Genomic DNA, 16618 nt, shown 5'->3' with positions numbered 1-16618 from the left:
CACCCCGTCCTTCCCCACCCCGAATCTCTCCCGCACGAAGCCCAGTTCCTCGCGGCTCGTCCGTACGCAGTCGTCGGCCAGCACCAGTGCGATCCGGGCCTGGCGTTCGGCGTCGGCGACCGTGGGGGGTGCCGGACGCCCCGGCAGGGTCGTCCCCGGTGTCGTACGAGTCCGGGTGCGGCGGACCCGGCGCAGGTAGCCGTAGGCCGCCAGTACCGCCGCCGCGGCCACGGCGATGAGCGGGAGCACGTAGTCCGCAGCGGAGGTGCCGCCCTGCCCCGGCGCCGCCGCGTCGGCCAGCGTTCCGGGGGAGGTGGCGGGAACCGGACGGCGCGTGGCCGCCGTCATCAACGGCAACATCAGCCACCCGGCTCCCACCAGGGCACCCAGCACGGCATGCGTCACCCGCACCCGTATGTGCGCCTTGGCACGCCGGGAGCGGCCCCGGAACAGGGAGGACGTCACATTTCGGAGCGTATGGGGGAGTGGACCGCACCGCGAGCGGGGCGGATACGGGTGGGGGACCAGGCGGACAGGGGGACGGAATGGACGCGGAAACCGGGCCGGTGAAGAGACCGGAGAAGGGGCCGGGGACGGATTCGGGAACGGAGCCCTCGGGCGCCGAACCGACCCCGACAGCGGAGACCTCTCCCGAAAAGGGCACCGTCATCGATCCCCGCGCCTCCCGCCGCCCTCACCATGCCGTCCGCCGCACCCTCACCGCCCTCTCCCTCGTCCTTCTCCTCCTCGTCCTCGCCCTCCTCACCGCCGAAGGCGCCCTCCGCGTCAACTACTCCGGTGAGCCCGCACCCGGCACCCGTACCCGTGGCCAGGACGCGCTCTGGCTCGGGCACGCCTGGGTGGACGGGCGGAAGAGCGAGGCGGATGTCAGGGAACTGGCGGGCCGGTTGCGGGGGACCGGGGTCAGGGATCTGTATGTGCACTCCGGGCCGCTGGAGGACGACGGGACGTTGCCCGACGCGGACTATCCCAAGGCGCGCTGGCTGATCGGCGCCCTGCACCGGGAGCTGCCCGAGGTCCGGGTGCAGGCCTGGCTCGGGGACGTGGTCGCCAGCGAGGGGCCCGAGGGGCTGCGCCTGGAGCGCCCGGCGACCCGCTCCGCGATCCTCGACTCCACCCGGCGGATCCTCGCCGCCGGCTTCCAGGGCGCCCACTTCGACCTGGAGCCCCTGCACTCCGGCGACCGCGACTACCTGACCCTCCTCGACGACCTGCACACCCTCACCCGCGCCCACCACGCGCTGCTCTCCGTCGCCGCCCACCAGATCGACCCCCTGCCGGGCTTCCACTCCTTCTGGGGCGCGACCACCGGGCACCCCAAGTGGTGGTCGCAGGCGTACTTCGGGCAGGTGGCCCGCCGGGTGGACCAGATCGCCGTGATGTCGTACGACACCATGCAGCCGCTGCCGAGCCTGTACGGCGGTTACGTGGCCCAGCAGACCAGCCTCGCCCTGGAGGTGACACCCGGGTCCACCCAGCTCCTGATGGGTCTGCCCTTCTACCACGAGAACCGGTTCGGGCACTGGGCCCGCGGGGAGACCGTCCCGGCCGCGGTACGGGGCGTACGCCTCGGACTGTCCCGTACCGACGCCGGCCGCGCCCGCTTCGGCGTCGCCCTGTACGTGGACTTCGCCGCGACGGACGCGGACTGGCGGGCCTACCGCGAGGGGTGGGTGGAGTGAGGGGCGACGGTCAGGAGGGGCGCCTTCTGATCTTCGAGCCCAGCCACACCAGCGGGTCGTACTTGCGGTCGACGGCCCGTTCCTTCAGCGGGATCAGGGCGTTGTCCGTGATCCGGATGCCCTCCGGGCAGACCTCGGTACAGCACTTGGTGATGTTGCAGTAGCCGAGCCCGTGTTCCTCCTGCGCGGTGCGCCTGCGGTCGAGGCCGGACCGCTCGGCCGCGTCCAGCGGGTGCATGTCCAGTTCCGCGACCCGCATCAGGAAGCGCGGGCCCGCGAACGCCCGCTTGTTCTCCTCGTGGTCGCGCACCGCGTGGCAGGTGTCCTGGCACAGGAAGCACTCGATGCACTTGCGGAACTCCTGCGAGCGGTCCACGTCCTCCTGGAACATCCGGTACTCGCCGGGCGCCAGCTCCGCGGGCGGTACGAACGCCGGAATCCCGCGCGCCTTCTCGTAGTTGAAGCTCACGTCCGTCACCAGGTCGCGGATCACCGGGAAGGCGCGCAGCGGGGTGATCGTGACGGTCTCCGCGGGGTCGAAGACCGACATCCGGGTCATGCACATCAGCCGGGGGCGGCCGTTGATCTCCGCCGAGCACGAACCGCACTTGCCCGCCTTGCAGTTCCAGCGCACCGCGAGATCCGGTGCCTGGGTCGCCTGGAGCCGGTGGACGATGTCGAGGACCACCTCGCCCTCGTTGACCTCGACCGTGAAGTCCCGCAGTTCGCCGCCCTGTTCGTCGCCCCGCCACACCCTGAAGCGGGCCTCGTGGCCGCTCATCCGGACAGCCCCCCTTCCAGTTCCTCGTCGGTGAGGTACTTGGCCAACTCCTCCTTGTCGAACAGGCCGAGCAGATCGGGGCGGATCGGGGGAGTGGTCTCACGGGTCAGCCGGATCCGTCCGACGGCCGGATCGGCCAGCGTGCAGAGCAGGTTGACGTTGCGCCACTCCCGCTCCATCGCCGGGCAGTCCTCCCGCGTATGGCCGCCGCGCGACTCCGTGCGCTCCCGCGCCGCCCGTGCCACGCACTCGCTGACCAGCAGCATGTTCCGCAGGTCCAGGGCGAGATGCCAGCCGGGATTGAACTGCCGGTGCCCCTCGACGCCCACCCGGCCCGCGCGCTCGCGCAGCTCCGCGAGCCTGCTCAGCGCCTGCTCCATCTCGGCCGCCCGGCGGATGATGCCGACCAGGTCGTTCATGGTCTGCTGGAGTTCCTGGTGCAGGGTGTACGGGTTCTCCGGGCCGCCACCGCCAGCCCCGGTGGTCCCGGCCACCCCGCCTTCCGCCCCGAGGGCGAACGGGCGCAGCGCCTCCGCCGAGGCCGCGCCGATCTGGTCGTCGTCCACGGGTGGCCGCTCCCGGGCGAGGGAGTGCGCGTACTCGGCCGCGTGCCATCCCGCGCGGCGCCCGAACACCAGCAGGTCGGAGAGGGAGTTGCCGCCGAGCCGGTTGGAGCCGTGCATGCCGCCCGCCACCTCGCCGGCCGCGTACAGCCCCGGCACCCCGCGGGCCGCCGCCGTGTCGGAGTCGACGGCGATGCCGCCCATCACGTAGTGGCAGGTCGGCCCGACCTCCATCGGCTCGGCCGTGATGTCGACGTCCGCCAGCTCCTTGAACTGGTGGTACATGGACGGCAGCCGGCGCCGGATCACCTCCGCCGGTATCCGCGTGGAGACGTCCAGGAAGACGCCGCCGTGCGGGGAGCCGCGGCCCGCCTTCACCTCGGCGTTGATGGCGCGGGCGACCTCGTCGCGGGGGAGCAGTTCGGGCGGGCGGCGGTGGTGTTCGGGATCGTCGTACCAGCCGTCGGCCTCCTGCTCCGACTCGGCGTACTTCTCCTTGAACACGTCCGGCACGTAGTCGAACATGAACCGCCTGCCCTCGCAGTCGCGCAGCACCCCGCCGTCGCCGCGCACCGACTCGGTGACGAGGATGCCCTTGACCGAGGGCGGCCAGACCATGCCCGTCGGATGGAACTGCACGAACTCCATGTTCAGCAGCGGCGCCCCGGCGAGCAGGGCCAGCGCGTGGCCGTCGCCGGTGTACTCCCAGGAGTTGGACGTCACCTTGAAGGACTTGCCGATGCCGCCGGTCGCGAGGACCACGGCGGGGGCCCGCAGGACGAAGAAGCGGCCGGTCTCGCGGTCGTACGCGAAGACCCCCGAGACCCGTGCGCCGTCCTTCAGCACCCGGGTGACGGTGCACTCCTGGAAGATCTTCAGGTCGCACTCGTGGTCCCCGGTCCGGGCGTGGTCCTCCTGCTGCAACGCGACGATCCGCTGCTGGAGGGTGCGGATCAGTTCGAGGCCGGTGCGGTCGCCGACATGGGCGAGGCGCGGGTACTCGTGGCCGCCGAAGTTGCGCTGGGAGATCCGGCCGTCCTTCGTACGGTCGAACAGCGCGCCCCAGGTCTCCAGTTCCCACACCCGCTGCGGGGCCTCCTGGGCGTGCAGCTCGGCCATCCGCCACTGGTTGAGGAACTTGCCGCCGCGCAGGGTGTCGCGGAAGTGCGTCTGCCAGGTGTCGTGCTCGTTGGCGTTGGCCATCGCCGCCGCGATGCCGCCCTCGGCCATCACCGTGTGCGCCTTGCCGAACAGGGACTTGCAGATCACCGCCGTACGGGCGCCCCGCTCACGCGCCTCGATCGCGGCCCGCAGCCCGGCGCCCCCGGCCCCGACCACGACGACGTCCCACTCCTGGCGGTCCACCACGGGCATCAGAAGAACCTCGGATCGTCGAAGACACCGGACGCGAGCAGACAGACGTAGAGGTCGGCGAGCGCCACACCGAGCAGCGAGGCCCACGCCAGCTGCATGTGCCGGGCGTTGAGCCGCCCCACGAGGCGCCAGGCCCGGTAGCGCACCGGGTGCCGGGAGAAGTGCTTGAGCTGGCCGCCGACGATGTGCCGGCAGGAGTGGCAGGAGAGGGTGTACGCCCAGATCAGCGCGATGTTGGCCAGGAACACCAGGGTGCCCAGGCCCATATGGCCCCACGCGTGGTGCTCGTCGCGGAAGGTCAGGGCGGTGTCGTAGGTCAGCACGCCCGCGACGAGCAGGGCGGCGTAGAAGAAGTAGCGGTGGAGGTTCTGGAGGATCAGCGGGAAGCGGGTCTCGCCGGAGTACTTCCGGTGCGGCTCGGCGACCGCGCAGGCGGGCGGGGAGGCCCAGAAGCCGCGGTAGTACGCCTTGCGGTAGTAGTAGCAGGTCAGCCGGAAGCCCAGCGGGAAGACCAGGATGATGACGGCGGGGGAGATGCCCCACCAGCTCCCGAAAAGGTCCGCGTTGGGACCGCCGCGCATGGACTGGCAGTTGTGCGCCAGGCAGGGGGAGTAGAACGGCGAGACGTACGGCGACGCGTAGTAGTCGGCGTTCGCGAAGGCCCGCCAGGTCGAGTAGGCGACGAAGGCCAGCAGACCGGCCGCCGTACCGGCGGGCGCCAGCCACCAGCGGTCGGTCCGTAAGTGCGCGGCGGTGATCGCGGCGCGCCCGGGGGCACGCACGCCGCCGCCTTCGGGTCGGTGTTCCGTACCAGTGGCCAAGACAGCACTCCGCTCGGCTCGGGGAACAGGGGCGTATCAGGGGGCGTGCCGGTCACGGGCGCCCAGGCCCTCGTCGTCCGAGTCCGTCCACAAGGTGATGTCGTACGGCGTGTCGGAGATGGTGACGAGGTCGGGCGGGGTGGCCGAGCCCTGGGTGGCGGCCGCCTCGCGCAGCAGCGCCACGCTCTCGCGCAGATGGTCGGCGTCCAGCCGGGCCCGGCGCATCTCCGGGCCGCCACCGAGCTGCCGCTCCAGCCGGCCCAGTGACCGCCGCAGGTCGTCGAGGCTGCGCTGGACCGTGGTCAGGTCGTCGTGCACGGACATGATGTGCCCTCACTTCCGCGGATGCTGCGGGTCCCGGGCGGCTTTGCTCATGCGCCTGAGAGTGTCGCGCGTCACACCTGGTGCTGTGAAGGGATCTGCATCGATTGGACGGGTGTACGGGCGCTCGTCCCGGTGCGTTTGCGCCGCACGGGTGGGCTTGCCGGCCGTCGCCGCCGTGTCGCTCGTGATCGGCGGATCCTTTCCTCTTCAGTAGCCGCATAGATCTGATCAGCTCCAAATACCGCCAAACGTGATCATATCGCTCGCGGCTTCCCGGAGGTAGCAGAGATGTCCCACCACGGCGTCGGCCTGCGCGCGGTCCTGCGCTCGGCCGCCTTCCTCTCCACGGGCGCCCTCGCGGCAGCGCTGCTCACGGGTTGCGGCTCGGACGACGACGTGGCCAAGCCCCTCGCCGCACAGGACATCGATCTGGTCGCCCGCAGCCAGGTGGCCGACGGCGGCACCCTGAAATGGGCCGTGGACGACCTACCGGAGACGCTGAACACCTACCAGGCCGACGCCGACACCGGGACCACCCGCGTCGCCCAGGCCACGCTGCCCGCCATGTTCCGGATGGACGCCACCGGCCGCCCGGTCGTCAACCCCGCCTACCTGGAGTCCGCCAAGGTCATCGAGACCGAGCCGCGCCAGGTGGTGCTGTACAAGCTGAACCAGCAGGCCGTGTGGAGCGACGGCCGGGAGATCGGCGCCGCCGACTTCGTCGCCCAGTGGCGGGCCCTGTCCGGCAAGGACAGCGCCTACTGGACCGCGCGCAACGCCGGGTACGACCGCATCGAGAAGATCGAGCGCGGCGCCAGCGACCTCCAGGTCCGGGTCACCTTCTCCCGCCCCTACGCCGACTGGAAGTCGCTGTTCTCGCCGCTGTACCCGAAGGACGTCATGGGCACCCCGGACGCCTTCAACGACGGCGCCCGCCGCAAGCTGGCCATCAGCGCGGGCCCCTTCAAGGTGGACAAGGTCGACACCATCGCCCAGGACATCGTCCTCACCCGCAACCCCCGCTGGTGGGGCAGGCCGGCCAAGCTGAACCAGATCGTGCTGCACACCGTGCCCCACGACAAGCGGGTCGGCGCGCTCGCCGACGGCACCGCGGACCTCGCCGACCTCGACCCGGCCGACGCCGAGCGGATCGGGCTCGCCACCAGCGGCAAGGGCGGCTCCTCCCCGCTCCAGGGCGGCGGCCGGACGTCCCTTTCGACGCTGCGCTCCTGGGCGCGCGCCCACGGGCTCGACTCCGCCGACGTCAAGGCGGGCCGCACCGAGCTGGCCAAGGCGATCAGCGAGTACCTCGCCCAGCAGACGGCCCTGAAGGCCTACGGCGTCCGCAAGTCCCTGGAGCCCGCCTACACCCAGCTCGCCCTCAACGGCGCCTCCGGGCCGCTCACCGACGAGCGGGTCCGCCGGGCCGTCGCGCGCGCCCTGGACCGCAAGGAGATCGCCCGTCTGGTGCTCACCCCGCTGGGCCTGCCCGCCGTACCCGTCGGCAGCCATCTCGCGCTGTCCGGGCAGCCCGCGTACGCCGACGACAGCGGGGCGCTCGGCGCGCAGGACACCAAGGCGGCGCAGGCGCTGCTCGCGGACGCCGGCTGGGTGGCCGGCGGACCGGTCAAGGAGGAGAAGGGGCAGAAGGCGGCCGGGCCCGAGAGCGGCCGGGAGGAGAAGCAGGAGGAGAAGTCGGACGGCGGCCACGACGGCGAGTACATCGTCGGCGAGGACAACAAGGGCGACGCCGGCGGCAAGCACCTCGCGGAGGAGGGCCGGCACGGGGGAGCGGCGGGCGCCTACGCGCCCAAGGGCACGGCGGCGCCCGCCGGGGCCAAGGCCGGTCCGCTCGCCAAGGACGGCAAGGCGCTCACCCTGCGCTTCGTGCTGCCGTCCGGGCCGGGCTCGGACACGCTGAACACCGTCGCCACCAGGATCTCCGCGATGCTGGACCGGCTCGGGATCGTCACGACGATCACCAAGGTGTCCGACGAGAGCTACTTCAAGGACCACATCGCCGCGGGTGACTTCGATCTCGCGCTGTACTCCTGGCCGTCCTCCGCCTTCCCCGCGACCGACGCCCGGCCGATCTACGCCAAGCCGCTGCCCGGCGCGGACGGCTCGGTGAACGTCGAGCAGAACTACACCCGGGTCGGCACCGACCAGGTCGACCAGCTCTTCGAACAGGCGGCGACGACGCTGGACGAGGACGAGGCGAAGTCCCTGATCCGGCAGGCCGACACCCGTATCTGGGCCGCCGCAGGCTCGATCCCGCTCTACCAGCGCCCGCAGCTGGTGGGGGCGCGGAAGGACCTGGTCAACGCGGGGGCGTTCGGCTTCCAGACACCGGTGTACGAGGACATGGGATTCCTGAAGAAGGGGGCCAGGGTTTCGGCGAGCCCGTCCCAGGGATGAGGGGCCCGGAGGCCCTGCGGAGGCCGACCCGCCCAGGGCCACGTACCATGGGGTGAGGCCGTGGCGTGTCAAGCCCGGCAGGCCCGCGTCACACGGACGTACGCAGCAGGGCCTTCTCACCACTTCGGGAGTACGCCGCACTATGGCCACGCGCCACGACATCCGCAACGTTGCCATCGTCGCTCACGTCGACCATGGCAAGACCACCATCGTCGACGGCATGCTGAAGCAGGCCGGCGCGTTCGCCGCTCACCAGCTCGACCAGGTCGACGACCGAGTCATGGACTCGAACGACCTGGAGCGTGAGAAGGGCATCACGATCCTCGCCAAGAACACGGCGGTGAAGTACCACCCCAAGGACGGCGGGGAGGTCATCACCATCAACATCATCGACACCCCCGGCCACGCCGACTTCGGTGGTGAGGTCGAGCGCGGTCTGTCGATGGTCGACGGCGTGGTGCTGCTGGTGGACGCCTCCGAGGGCCCGCTGCCGCAGACCCGGTTCGTGCTGCGCAAGGCGCTCCAGCAGCGGCTGCCCGTCATCCTGTGCATCAACAAGACGGACCGCCCCGACGCCCGCATCGACGAGGTCGTCAACGAGACGTACGACCTCTTCCTCGACCTGGACGCGGACGAGGAGCAGATCGAGTTCCCGATCGTCTACGCCTGCGGCCGTGACGGCGTCGCCTCGCTGACCAAGCCCGAGGACGGCACCGTCCCGGCCGACAGCGACAGCCTGGAGCCGTTCTTCTCCACCATCCTGGAGCACATCCCGGCCCCGACGTACGAGGACGACGCGCCGCTCCAGGCCCACGTCACCAACCTCGACGCCGACAACTTCCTCGGCCGTATCGCGCTGCTCCGCGTCGAGCAGGGCGAGCTGCGCAAGGGCCAGACCGTGGCCTGGATCAAGCGCGACGGCACCGTCAGCAACGTGCGCATCACCGAGCTGATGATGACCGAGGCCCTCACCCGCAAGCCCGCCGAGGTGGCCGGACCCGGTGACATCTGCGCCGTCGCCGGTATCCCGGACATCATGATCGGCGAGACCCTGGCCGACCCGGAGAACCCGATCGCGCTGCCGCTGATCACGGTGGACGAGCCGGCGATCTCCATGGTCATCGGCACCAACACCTCGCCGCTGGTCGGCCGTGGTGGCACCGGCAAGGGCGCGGACGCGAAGGCGGCCGTCAAGGACCGCAAGGTCACCGCCCGCCAGGTCAAGGACCGCCTGGACCGCGAGCTGATCGGTAACGTCTCGCTGCGCGTCCTGGACACCGAGCGCCCCGACGCCTGGGAGGTGCAGGGCCGCGGTGAGCTGGCGCTGGCCATCCTGGTCGAGCAGATGCGCCGCGAGGGCTACGAGCTGACCGTCGGCAAGCCCCAGGTCGTCACCCGGGAGATCGACGGCAAGGTGCACGAGCCGGTCGAGCGCATGACGATCGACGTGCCCGAGGAGCACATGGGTGCCGTCACCCAGCTCATGGGCGTCCGCAAGGGCCGCATGGACAACATGTCGAACCACGGCTCCGGCTGGGTGCGCATGGAGTTCGTGGTGCCCTCGCGCGGTCTGATCGGCTTCCGTACCGAGTTCCTGACCCAGACCCGCGGTACCGGCATCGGCCACTCCATCCACGAGGGCCACGAGCCCTGGTTCGGCACCCTGACGACCCGTAACAACGGTTCCCTGGTGGCCGACCGCTCCGGTTCCGTCACCGCGTTCGCGATGACGAACCTTCAGGAGCGCGGCGTGCTCTTCGTGGACCCGGGCACCGAGGTGTACGAGGGCATGATCGTCGGTGAGAACTCGCGCGCCGACGACATGGACGTGAACATCACCAAGGAGAAGAAGCTCACGAACATGCGGTCCTCGTCGGCCGACTCGTTCGAGGCGATCGTTCCGCCGCGGAAGCTGTCGCTGGAGCAGTCGCTGGAGTTCTGCCGCGACGACGAGTGCGTGGAGGTGACCCCGGAGGCCGTTCGCATCCGCAAGGTGAACCTCGACCAGCGTGAGCGCGCCCGCGCCGCGAGCCGCGCCAAGAACGGCTGATCCAGGGCCACTTGAACCCGGGTTCCCCCATGGTGGGGGGACCCGGGTTTTTTGCAACCCGTTTTTCAGTGGCGCATGTCCGACATGCGGAGATCGCTGCCCGATACCCATGTAACAAGTCCGTTTCGCGCCTTCTTCGGGCAGACGCTTTGTCCAGATTTTGAAAGATCTGGGCGGCAGCTGTGACTGAATCGAGATCTACGGGCAGTGGTCGGCCGTTCCGCCCATGGCAGATAGTTAGCCGCGTAGCGCTCGGGTCAATGGGTCACGCGCTGTGGGGACAGTTGCGTCGACTCACGAGCACCAAGGGGTGCCTGAGCCTCCGTCAGGGGTGTCGGAGGCAAGGCCGGAAACCCCTTTCGTAGGTGAACGCGTGCAGTCGTGAGGAGGAACACCCATGTGCGGTGTCAAAAGCAGCAGGCGGATCGGTTCTTCGCTTCCCGTCGTGTGACCAGGTCTTTGAACTACGCGCGTCCGCCTGTGGGTTCGCGCGTTCTCGGAGTACCCGGGCACCATTCACACCCATATCTGTGAAACGGACGAACCGTGACAAGTCCTATCGACATGGGGGGCGGCGGAACCGCGGTCGTCTCCGGCGAACCAGGGCCGAAGGCGACGGGCGAGGCCGCGCTGACGGGCCGGTCCCCCGGCCAACTGATGTGGACGCGCTTCAAGCGTGACCGCACCGGAGTGATATCGGCCTACGTGGTGGGCTTCTTCTTCCTGATCGGCCTGCTCGCGCCGCTGATCTCGAAGGTGTACGGCAAGAACCCGTACACGGTCTACGCGGACGAACGCCCGGACCTCTTCGACAGCGCCGGTGTGCCGGTGCATCCCAACGGCGGGATCAGCGGCCAGTTCTGGTTCGGGCTCGAACCCGGCAACGGCTACGACGTCTTCACCAAGCTCATCTACGGCATCCGCACCTCGCTGATGATCTCGGTCGCCGTCACCGTCGCGGTCGTCGTCACCGGCATCCTGCTCGGCGTCGCGGCCGGCTATCTCGGCGGGAAGACCGACTACTTCATCGGCAGGGTCATCGACTTCCTGCTCGCCTTCCCCGCGCAGCTGTTCTTCATCGCGAGCATGCCGGTCGTGGTCTCCCTGTTCGTCAGCCCGCGCGACGAGACGCCGACCTATGTCCGGGTGCTCGCGCTCATCCTCGTCCAGTGGTTCCTGGGCTGGATGGGCCTCGGCCGCATCCTGCGCGGCACCGCACTCGCCCTGCGCGAGCGGGAGTTCATCGAGGCGGCCAAGGTCAGCGGGGCCTCGCCCTGGCGGATCATCCGCAAGGAGATCCTGCCGAACATCGTCACCCCGCTGCTGGTGCAGTCGACGTATCTGCTGCCCAACTTCGTGACCGCCGAGGCGGGTCTGTCGTACCTGGGCGTGGGCATCGTCGAACCGACGCCGGACTGGGGCCAGATGTTCTCCAAGGCGTCCACCGAACTGGTGATGCAGAACGACATCACCTACATGTTCTTCCCGGGCATCTCGATGATCGTCTTCGTCGTCGCCTTCAATCTGCTCGGCGACTCGGTCCGCGACGCGTTCGACCCCAAGACCGCGCGCTGACCCACCGCCGAAGCCGCCGACGGGAAGACGGGTCCGGTCGGCAACCCCTTCGCACCGCACGGCACTTCAGTACTCCTCGTACCGCACCAGAGTCCTTTTCGTACCGGTGAGACATAGAACGCACTGATGACACACAGATGGGTGGGAATCCTCGTGATGAGTAGGGGCGGACGCCACGCATACGGCGCACTCTCCGTGCTCGCGGCCGGAGCTCTTGTGCTCACCGGTTGCAGCAAGGGCGGCAGCGACGCGGGCGACAACAAGAAGCAGGACGAGCAGAACGCGCAACGCCAGCAGGCATCCATCAAGTTCGGCGACGCGGCCGACTCCACCGGGCCCGCCGCCGCCGTGCCCGGCGCCAAGAACGGCGGCAGCATGGAGGTCCTCCAGCGCGACAGCTACGCGCACCTGGACCCCGCGCAGATCTACGTCAACGACGAGATGACGGTCGCCCAGCTGATCCACCGCGGCCTCACCGGCTACAAGGCGACCAGCAACGACGGCAAGCAGCACGAGGTGGTCGGCGACCTCGCCACCGACTCCGGTACCACCACCGACGGCGGCAAGACCTGGAAGTACACGCTCAAGGACGGCATCAAGTTCGCCGACGGCACGCCGATCACGGCCAAGGACGTCCGCCAGACCTTCGAGCGGCTCTTCGCGCCGTTCATCAACCAGGGCCCCAGCTACATCCAGCAGTGGCTCGCGGACACCAGCGGCACCAGCTACCGCAAGCTGCTGCCCGACGGCCCCTACAAGGGCAAGCACCTGCCCGACAGCGTCCTGTCCACGCCCGACGACAAGACCATCGTCTTCCACTTCCAAAAGCCGCACCCGGACCTGCCGTACGCGCTGGCCATGGCCGGCTACTCCATCGTCTCCGCCAAGGGCGACACCAAGGAGAAGTACGACAAGAACCCGGTCACCAGCGGCCCGTACAAGATCGAGTCGTTCAAGTCCGGCAAGTCGATGGTGCTGGTCAAGAACCCCGACTGGGACCCGAAGACGGACCCGATCCGCCACCAGTACGTGGACCGGTTCAACATCACCTTCAACCAGCAGTACGAGGCGTCCACCAAGGCGCTGCTCGCCGACAGCGGCCCCGACCGGACCGGCATCAGCTGGAACAACCAGGTCGACGCCGGCAACCTGTCCGACGTGCTGCGGGACCCGAAGCTCAAGTCCCGGGTGGTCTCCGGCTACCAGCCGTACGTGGGCCAGATGAACATCAACATGAGCAAGCCCGAGATGAAGGACATCCGGGTCCGCCAGGCCATCGCCTACGCCCTGCCGGTCACCCCCTTCGTCCGCGCCTACGGCGGCACCGACGCCATGGAGGTCGCCGGCGGCCTGATCAGCCCGACCGTCAGCGGCTACGACCCCTCCTTCGACCCCTACGGCAAGAAGAAGAAGCCCGCGGGCGACCCCGCCAAGGCGCACGCCCTGCTCAAGGCGGCCGGCAAGCTCAACATGAAGCTGACCTTCGGCTACATCAACACCCCCGAGGGCCAGCAGTACTCCACCGCCATGGCGGCCGGTCTGAAGAAGGCCGGGTTCGACGTCCAGCGCCAGGAGATCCCCTCCGAGACCTTCTACGACCAGGTCTCCAAGCTGAACAACACCTACGACATCTTCCACACCGCCTGGGGCGCCGACTGGCCCTCCGCCTCCACGGTCCTGCCCCCGCTGTACGACGGCCGGCAGATCGCCGACGGCGCGGCGAACTACTCGCAGGTCAACGACCCGCACGTGAACAGCGAGATCGACCGCATCAACACCATCACCGACCCGGTCAAGTCCGCGGCCGAGTGGGAGAAGCTCGACAAGTACCTCCTGACCAAGGTGGTCAACGAGGTCCCGACCGCCTACTACAAGCAGACCCAGATCGCCGGCTCCGACGTCGGCGGCCTCGTCTACGACGACGTGATCGGCGGCGTCGACCCGCGTCGCCTCTACATCAAGTAACCGTCATCCGCCGGTACCCGGCGCGCCCGGCCAAGGGCGCGCCGGGTACCGCCCGGACCGCCGACGTCTGAGAGCTGCCCCCTCATGCTGCGCTTCCTCGTCCGCCGGATCATCGGTGCCGTCGTCATTCTGTTTCTGCTGAGCATCGTCACGTTCGTGCTGTTCTTCGGGGTGCCCCGGGACCCGGCGCTGCTGATGTGCGGCAAGACCTGCAACCCGGACAGCATCGCGAACATCCACCATGTGCTCGGCCTGGACAAGCCCCTCACCGAGCAGTACTGGATCTTCCTGCACAACCTCGTCATGGGCAGCGACCAGTTCGCCCAAGGGCCGTGCCCCGCACCCTGTTTCGGGTACTCGTACCACACCAACGACCCGGTCTGGTCGACCCTGATGGACCGGCTGCCCACCACCGTCTCGCTCACCCTGGGCGCGGCCGTCTGCTTCCTGATCGTCGGCCTCGGCACCGGACTGCTCGCGGCCTGGCGGCGCGGCACGCTGGTCGACAAGACGGCCACCGGCGGCGCCATGGTGATCAGCGCGCTCCAGATCTACTTCCTCGGCCCGCTCGCCCTCGCGATCCTCGTCTACCAGACCCACTGGTTCGACAAACCGGCCTACAACGACTTCACCGGCGACCCGCTGAGCTGGTTCACCGGGCTGATCATCCCCTGGGTGGTGCTGTCCACGATCTTCGCCGCGCAGTACACCCGTATGGCGCGCTCCGCGATGATCGAGCAGCTCCAGGAGGAACATGTCCGCACCGCCCGCGCCAAGGGCATGTCCCGGCGCTATGTCTTCTTCCGCTACGCCTGGCGCGGCTCGCTGATCCCGATCGTCACCATCTTCGGCATCGACCTCGGCTCGCTGCTCGGCGGCGCCATCATCACCGAGTACACCTTCGGGCTGCCGGGCCTCGGCCAACTCGCCGTGCAGTCCGTGTTCTTCAGCGACCTGCCGCTGCTGCTCGGGGTGATGCTGTTCGCCGCCACCATGATCCTGGTCTTCAACATCGTCGTCGACGCCACGTACGCCTTCATCGACCCGCGCGTGCGGCTGTCCTAAGGAGAGACACCCATGAGCACCCCTCTCCTGTCCGTGCGGGACCTGCATGTCAGCTTCAAGACCGAGGACGGCGTCGTACGGGCCGTGGACCGGCTCTCCTTCGACCTGGAGCGGGGCAGGACGCTCGGCATCGTGGGCGAGTCAGGATCGGGCAAGTCGGTGACCAACCTGACCGTCCTCGGCCTGCACAACCCGATGTTCACCACCGTCGAGGGCGAGATCCTGCTGGACGGCCAGGAACTCACCACCGCCCGCGAGCCGGAACTGGAGAAGCTGCGCGGCAACAAGGTCGCCATGATCTTCCAGGACCCGCTCACCGCGCTCTCCCCCTACTACACCGTCGGCCGGCAGATCGCCGAGCCGTACATGAAGCACAACGGCGCCTCCAAGAAGGACGCCTGGGAACGCACCGTCGAGATGCTCGGCAAGGTCGGCATCCCCAACCCCCGCCAGCGCGCCAAGGACTACCCGCACCAGTTCTCCGGCGGCATGCGCCAGCGCGCCATGATCGCCATGGCCCTGATCTGCGATCCCGACCTGCTCATCGCGGACGAACCGACCACCGCGCTCGATGTGACCGTACAGGCGCAGATTCTCGACCTGTTGAAGGACCTGCAACAGGAGTTCGGATCGGGCATCATCTTCATCACCCACGACTTGGGGGTGATCGCCGACATGGCCGACGACATCATGGTGATGTACGCGGGCAGCGCGGTCGAGCGGGGCACCACCGAACAGGTGCTGCGCTCGCCCCAACACCCGTACACCTGGGGCCTGCTGAACTCCATGCCGCGCCTGGACTCCGACACCGGCGCGCGGCTTTCCCCGATCCCGGGCACTCCGCCCTCCCTGCTCAACCCACCGTCCGGCTGCCGTTTCCATCCACGCTGCGCCTTCCAGGACCGGGTGGCGGGAGCGGGCCGCTGTACGACCGAACGCCCGCCGCTCGCCACCGACCGGGCGTCCGCCTGCCATCTGACCGCGGACCAGAAGCGCACCATCTTCATCGAGGAGATCAAGCCCCGCCTGGGCTAGGAGGACACTGTCATGAAAGAGGACCTGGTCCTCCCGGCCCAGCGCGCGCAGGGCCCCGGCACGGACGGGGAGCGGCTGCTGGAGGTCACCGGACTGACCAAGCACTTCCCGGTCAAGGGCGGCTTCCCGATCCGCCGCACCATCGGGCAGGTGCAGGCCGTGGACGGCATCGACCTGACCGTGCACACCGGCGAGAGCTTCGGGCTCGTCGGCGAGTCGGGCTGCGGCAAGTCCACCACGGGCCGGCTGATCACCCGGCTCATGGAGCCGACCGCCGGCACCGTCACCTATCGCGGCCGGGACATCAGCCACGCCTCGCGCAAGCAACTGGCGCCGATCCGGTCCGAGATCCAGATGATCTTCCAGGACCCGTACTCGTCGCTGAACCCGCGGCAGACGGTCGGCACCATCATCTCCGGGCCGATGGAGATCAACGGCGTCAACCCGCAGGGCGGCCGCGAGAAGCGGGTACGCGAACTCCTGGAGATCGTCGGGCTCAACCCCGAGCACTACAACCGCTTCCCGCACGAGTTCTCCGGCGGCCAGCGCCAGCGCATCGGCGTGGCCCGGGCGTTGGCCCTGGAGCCGAAGCTGATCGTGGCCGACGAGCCGGTCTCCGCGCTGGACGTCTCGATCCAGGCGCAGGTCGTCAATCTGCTCCAGCAGGTGCAGAACGACCTGGGCATCGCGTTCCTCTTCATCGCCCATGACCTCGCGATCGTGCGGCACTTCTCGCAGCGGGTCGCGGTGATGTACCTCGGCAAGATCATCGAGGTGGGCGACCGCGACTCCATCTACACCCGGCCCCGCCACCCCTACACCCACGCCCTGCTGTCCGCGGTCCCGGAGGTCAACCTCACGGACGAGGACACCGGCGGGCGCGAGCGCATCCGGCTCGCCGGTGACGTCCCCTCGCCCATCTCCCCGCCGTCCGGCTGCCGCTT

The 16618-nt window shown here is 69.2% G+C and carries 12 protein-coding genes and 1 pseudogene; 8 read left to right on the top strand and 5 right to left on the bottom strand.

What is annotated here, in order from left to right; all coding sequences use genetic code 11:
* Positions 1 to 465 (bottom strand): annotated as a pseudogene (locus tag CCN72_RS08730) (hypothetical protein); the annotation flags it as partial.
* An 80-nt stretch (positions 466 to 545) separates the two neighbouring features.
* Between CCN72_RS08730 and CCN72_RS08725 the strand changes: the two are divergent.
* Positions 546 to 1703 carry a glycoside hydrolase family 18 protein gene (locus CCN72_RS08725; protein ID WP_244174161.1) on the top strand — a complete coding sequence of 386 codons (1158 nt, stop codon included), beginning with the start codon at positions 546 to 548 and terminating at the stop codon, positions 1701 to 1703.
* A gap of 10 nt (positions 1704 to 1713) precedes the next feature.
* Here CCN72_RS08725 and CCN72_RS08720 read toward each other — a convergent pair whose 3' ends face one another.
* Genes CCN72_RS08720 through CCN72_RS08705 form a run of 4 tightly spaced genes read right to left on the bottom strand, consistent with a single transcriptional unit; the run spans position 1714 to position 5566 of the window.
* Positions 1714 to 2484 (bottom strand): succinate dehydrogenase/fumarate reductase iron-sulfur subunit, encoded by a 771-nt coding sequence (locus CCN72_RS08720; RefSeq protein ID WP_086807007.1) that lies wholly within the window; start codon positions 2482 to 2484, stop codon positions 1714 to 1716.
* Entirely contained in the window at positions 2481 to 4421 is a 1941-nt protein-coding gene (locus tag CCN72_RS08715; RefSeq protein WP_086807006.1) for a fumarate reductase/succinate dehydrogenase flavoprotein subunit, read from the bottom strand. The genes CCN72_RS08720 and CCN72_RS08715 overlap by 4 nt, the downstream gene beginning before the upstream one ends.
* Positions 4421 to 5242 carry a hypothetical protein gene (locus tag CCN72_RS08710; RefSeq protein ID WP_086807005.1) on the bottom strand — a complete coding sequence of 274 codons (822 nt, stop codon included), beginning with the start codon at positions 5240 to 5242 and terminating at the stop codon, positions 4421 to 4423. The genes CCN72_RS08715 and CCN72_RS08710 overlap by 1 nt, the downstream gene beginning before the upstream one ends.
* Before the next feature lie 36 nt (positions 5243 to 5278).
* A complete protein-coding gene (locus tag CCN72_RS08705) occupies positions 5279 to 5566 on the bottom strand; it encodes a hypothetical protein (protein WP_086807004.1) in 288 nt (95 codons plus the stop codon).
* 288 nt (positions 5567 to 5854) lie between these two features.
* Between CCN72_RS08705 and CCN72_RS08700 the strand changes: the two genes are divergently transcribed.
* The 7 genes from CCN72_RS08700 to CCN72_RS08670 all read left to right on the top strand — a co-directional run.
* The gene (locus tag CCN72_RS08700; RefSeq protein WP_086807003.1) at positions 5855 to 7984 is read left to right on the top strand and encodes an ABC transporter family substrate-binding protein; all 2130 of its coding nucleotides are present in this window, start codon (positions 5855 to 5857) and stop codon (positions 7982 to 7984) included.
* Positions 7985 to 8126: 142 nt separating this feature from the next.
* Positions 8127 to 10034, top strand: coding sequence for a translational GTPase TypA (gene typA / locus CCN72_RS08695; RefSeq protein ID WP_085566373.1), 1908 nt, complete (start codon positions 8127 to 8129; stop codon positions 10032 to 10034).
* Between the two features lie 546 nt (positions 10035 to 10580).
* Entirely contained in the window at positions 10581 to 11609 is a 1029-nt protein-coding gene (locus tag CCN72_RS08690; protein ID WP_085566374.1) for an ABC transporter permease, read from the top strand.
* A 156-nt stretch (positions 11610 to 11765) separates the two neighbouring features.
* Positions 11766 to 13574, top strand: coding sequence for an ABC transporter substrate-binding protein (locus tag CCN72_RS08685; RefSeq protein WP_086807002.1), 1809 nt, complete (start codon positions 11766 to 11768; stop codon positions 13572 to 13574).
* Between the two features lie 84 nt (positions 13575 to 13658).
* Positions 13659 to 14639: an ABC transporter permease gene (locus CCN72_RS08680; RefSeq protein ID WP_086807001.1), complete on the top strand. Its 981-nt coding sequence runs from the start codon at positions 13659 to 13661 to the stop codon at positions 14637 to 14639.
* A gap of 12 nt (positions 14640 to 14651) precedes the next feature.
* The gene (locus CCN72_RS08675; RefSeq protein ID WP_085566377.1) at positions 14652 to 15674 is read left to right on the top strand and encodes an ABC transporter ATP-binding protein; all 1023 of its coding nucleotides are present in this window, start codon (positions 14652 to 14654) and stop codon (positions 15672 to 15674) included.
* A 12-nt stretch (positions 15675 to 15686) separates the two neighbouring features.
* The coding region (locus CCN72_RS08670; protein ID WP_086807000.1) for an ABC transporter ATP-binding protein at positions 15687 to 16618 on the top strand (932 nt) is incomplete at its 3' end.

Origin of the sequence: Streptomyces murinus, from assembly GCF_002154555.1 — a bacterium.
Taxonomy (GTDB): domain Bacteria; phylum Actinomycetota; class Actinomycetes; order Streptomycetales; family Streptomycetaceae; genus Streptomyces; species Streptomyces murinus.
The sequence above is the reverse complement of the archived record's forward strand: the minus strand, read 5'-3'. Positions and strand labels throughout refer to the sequence as shown.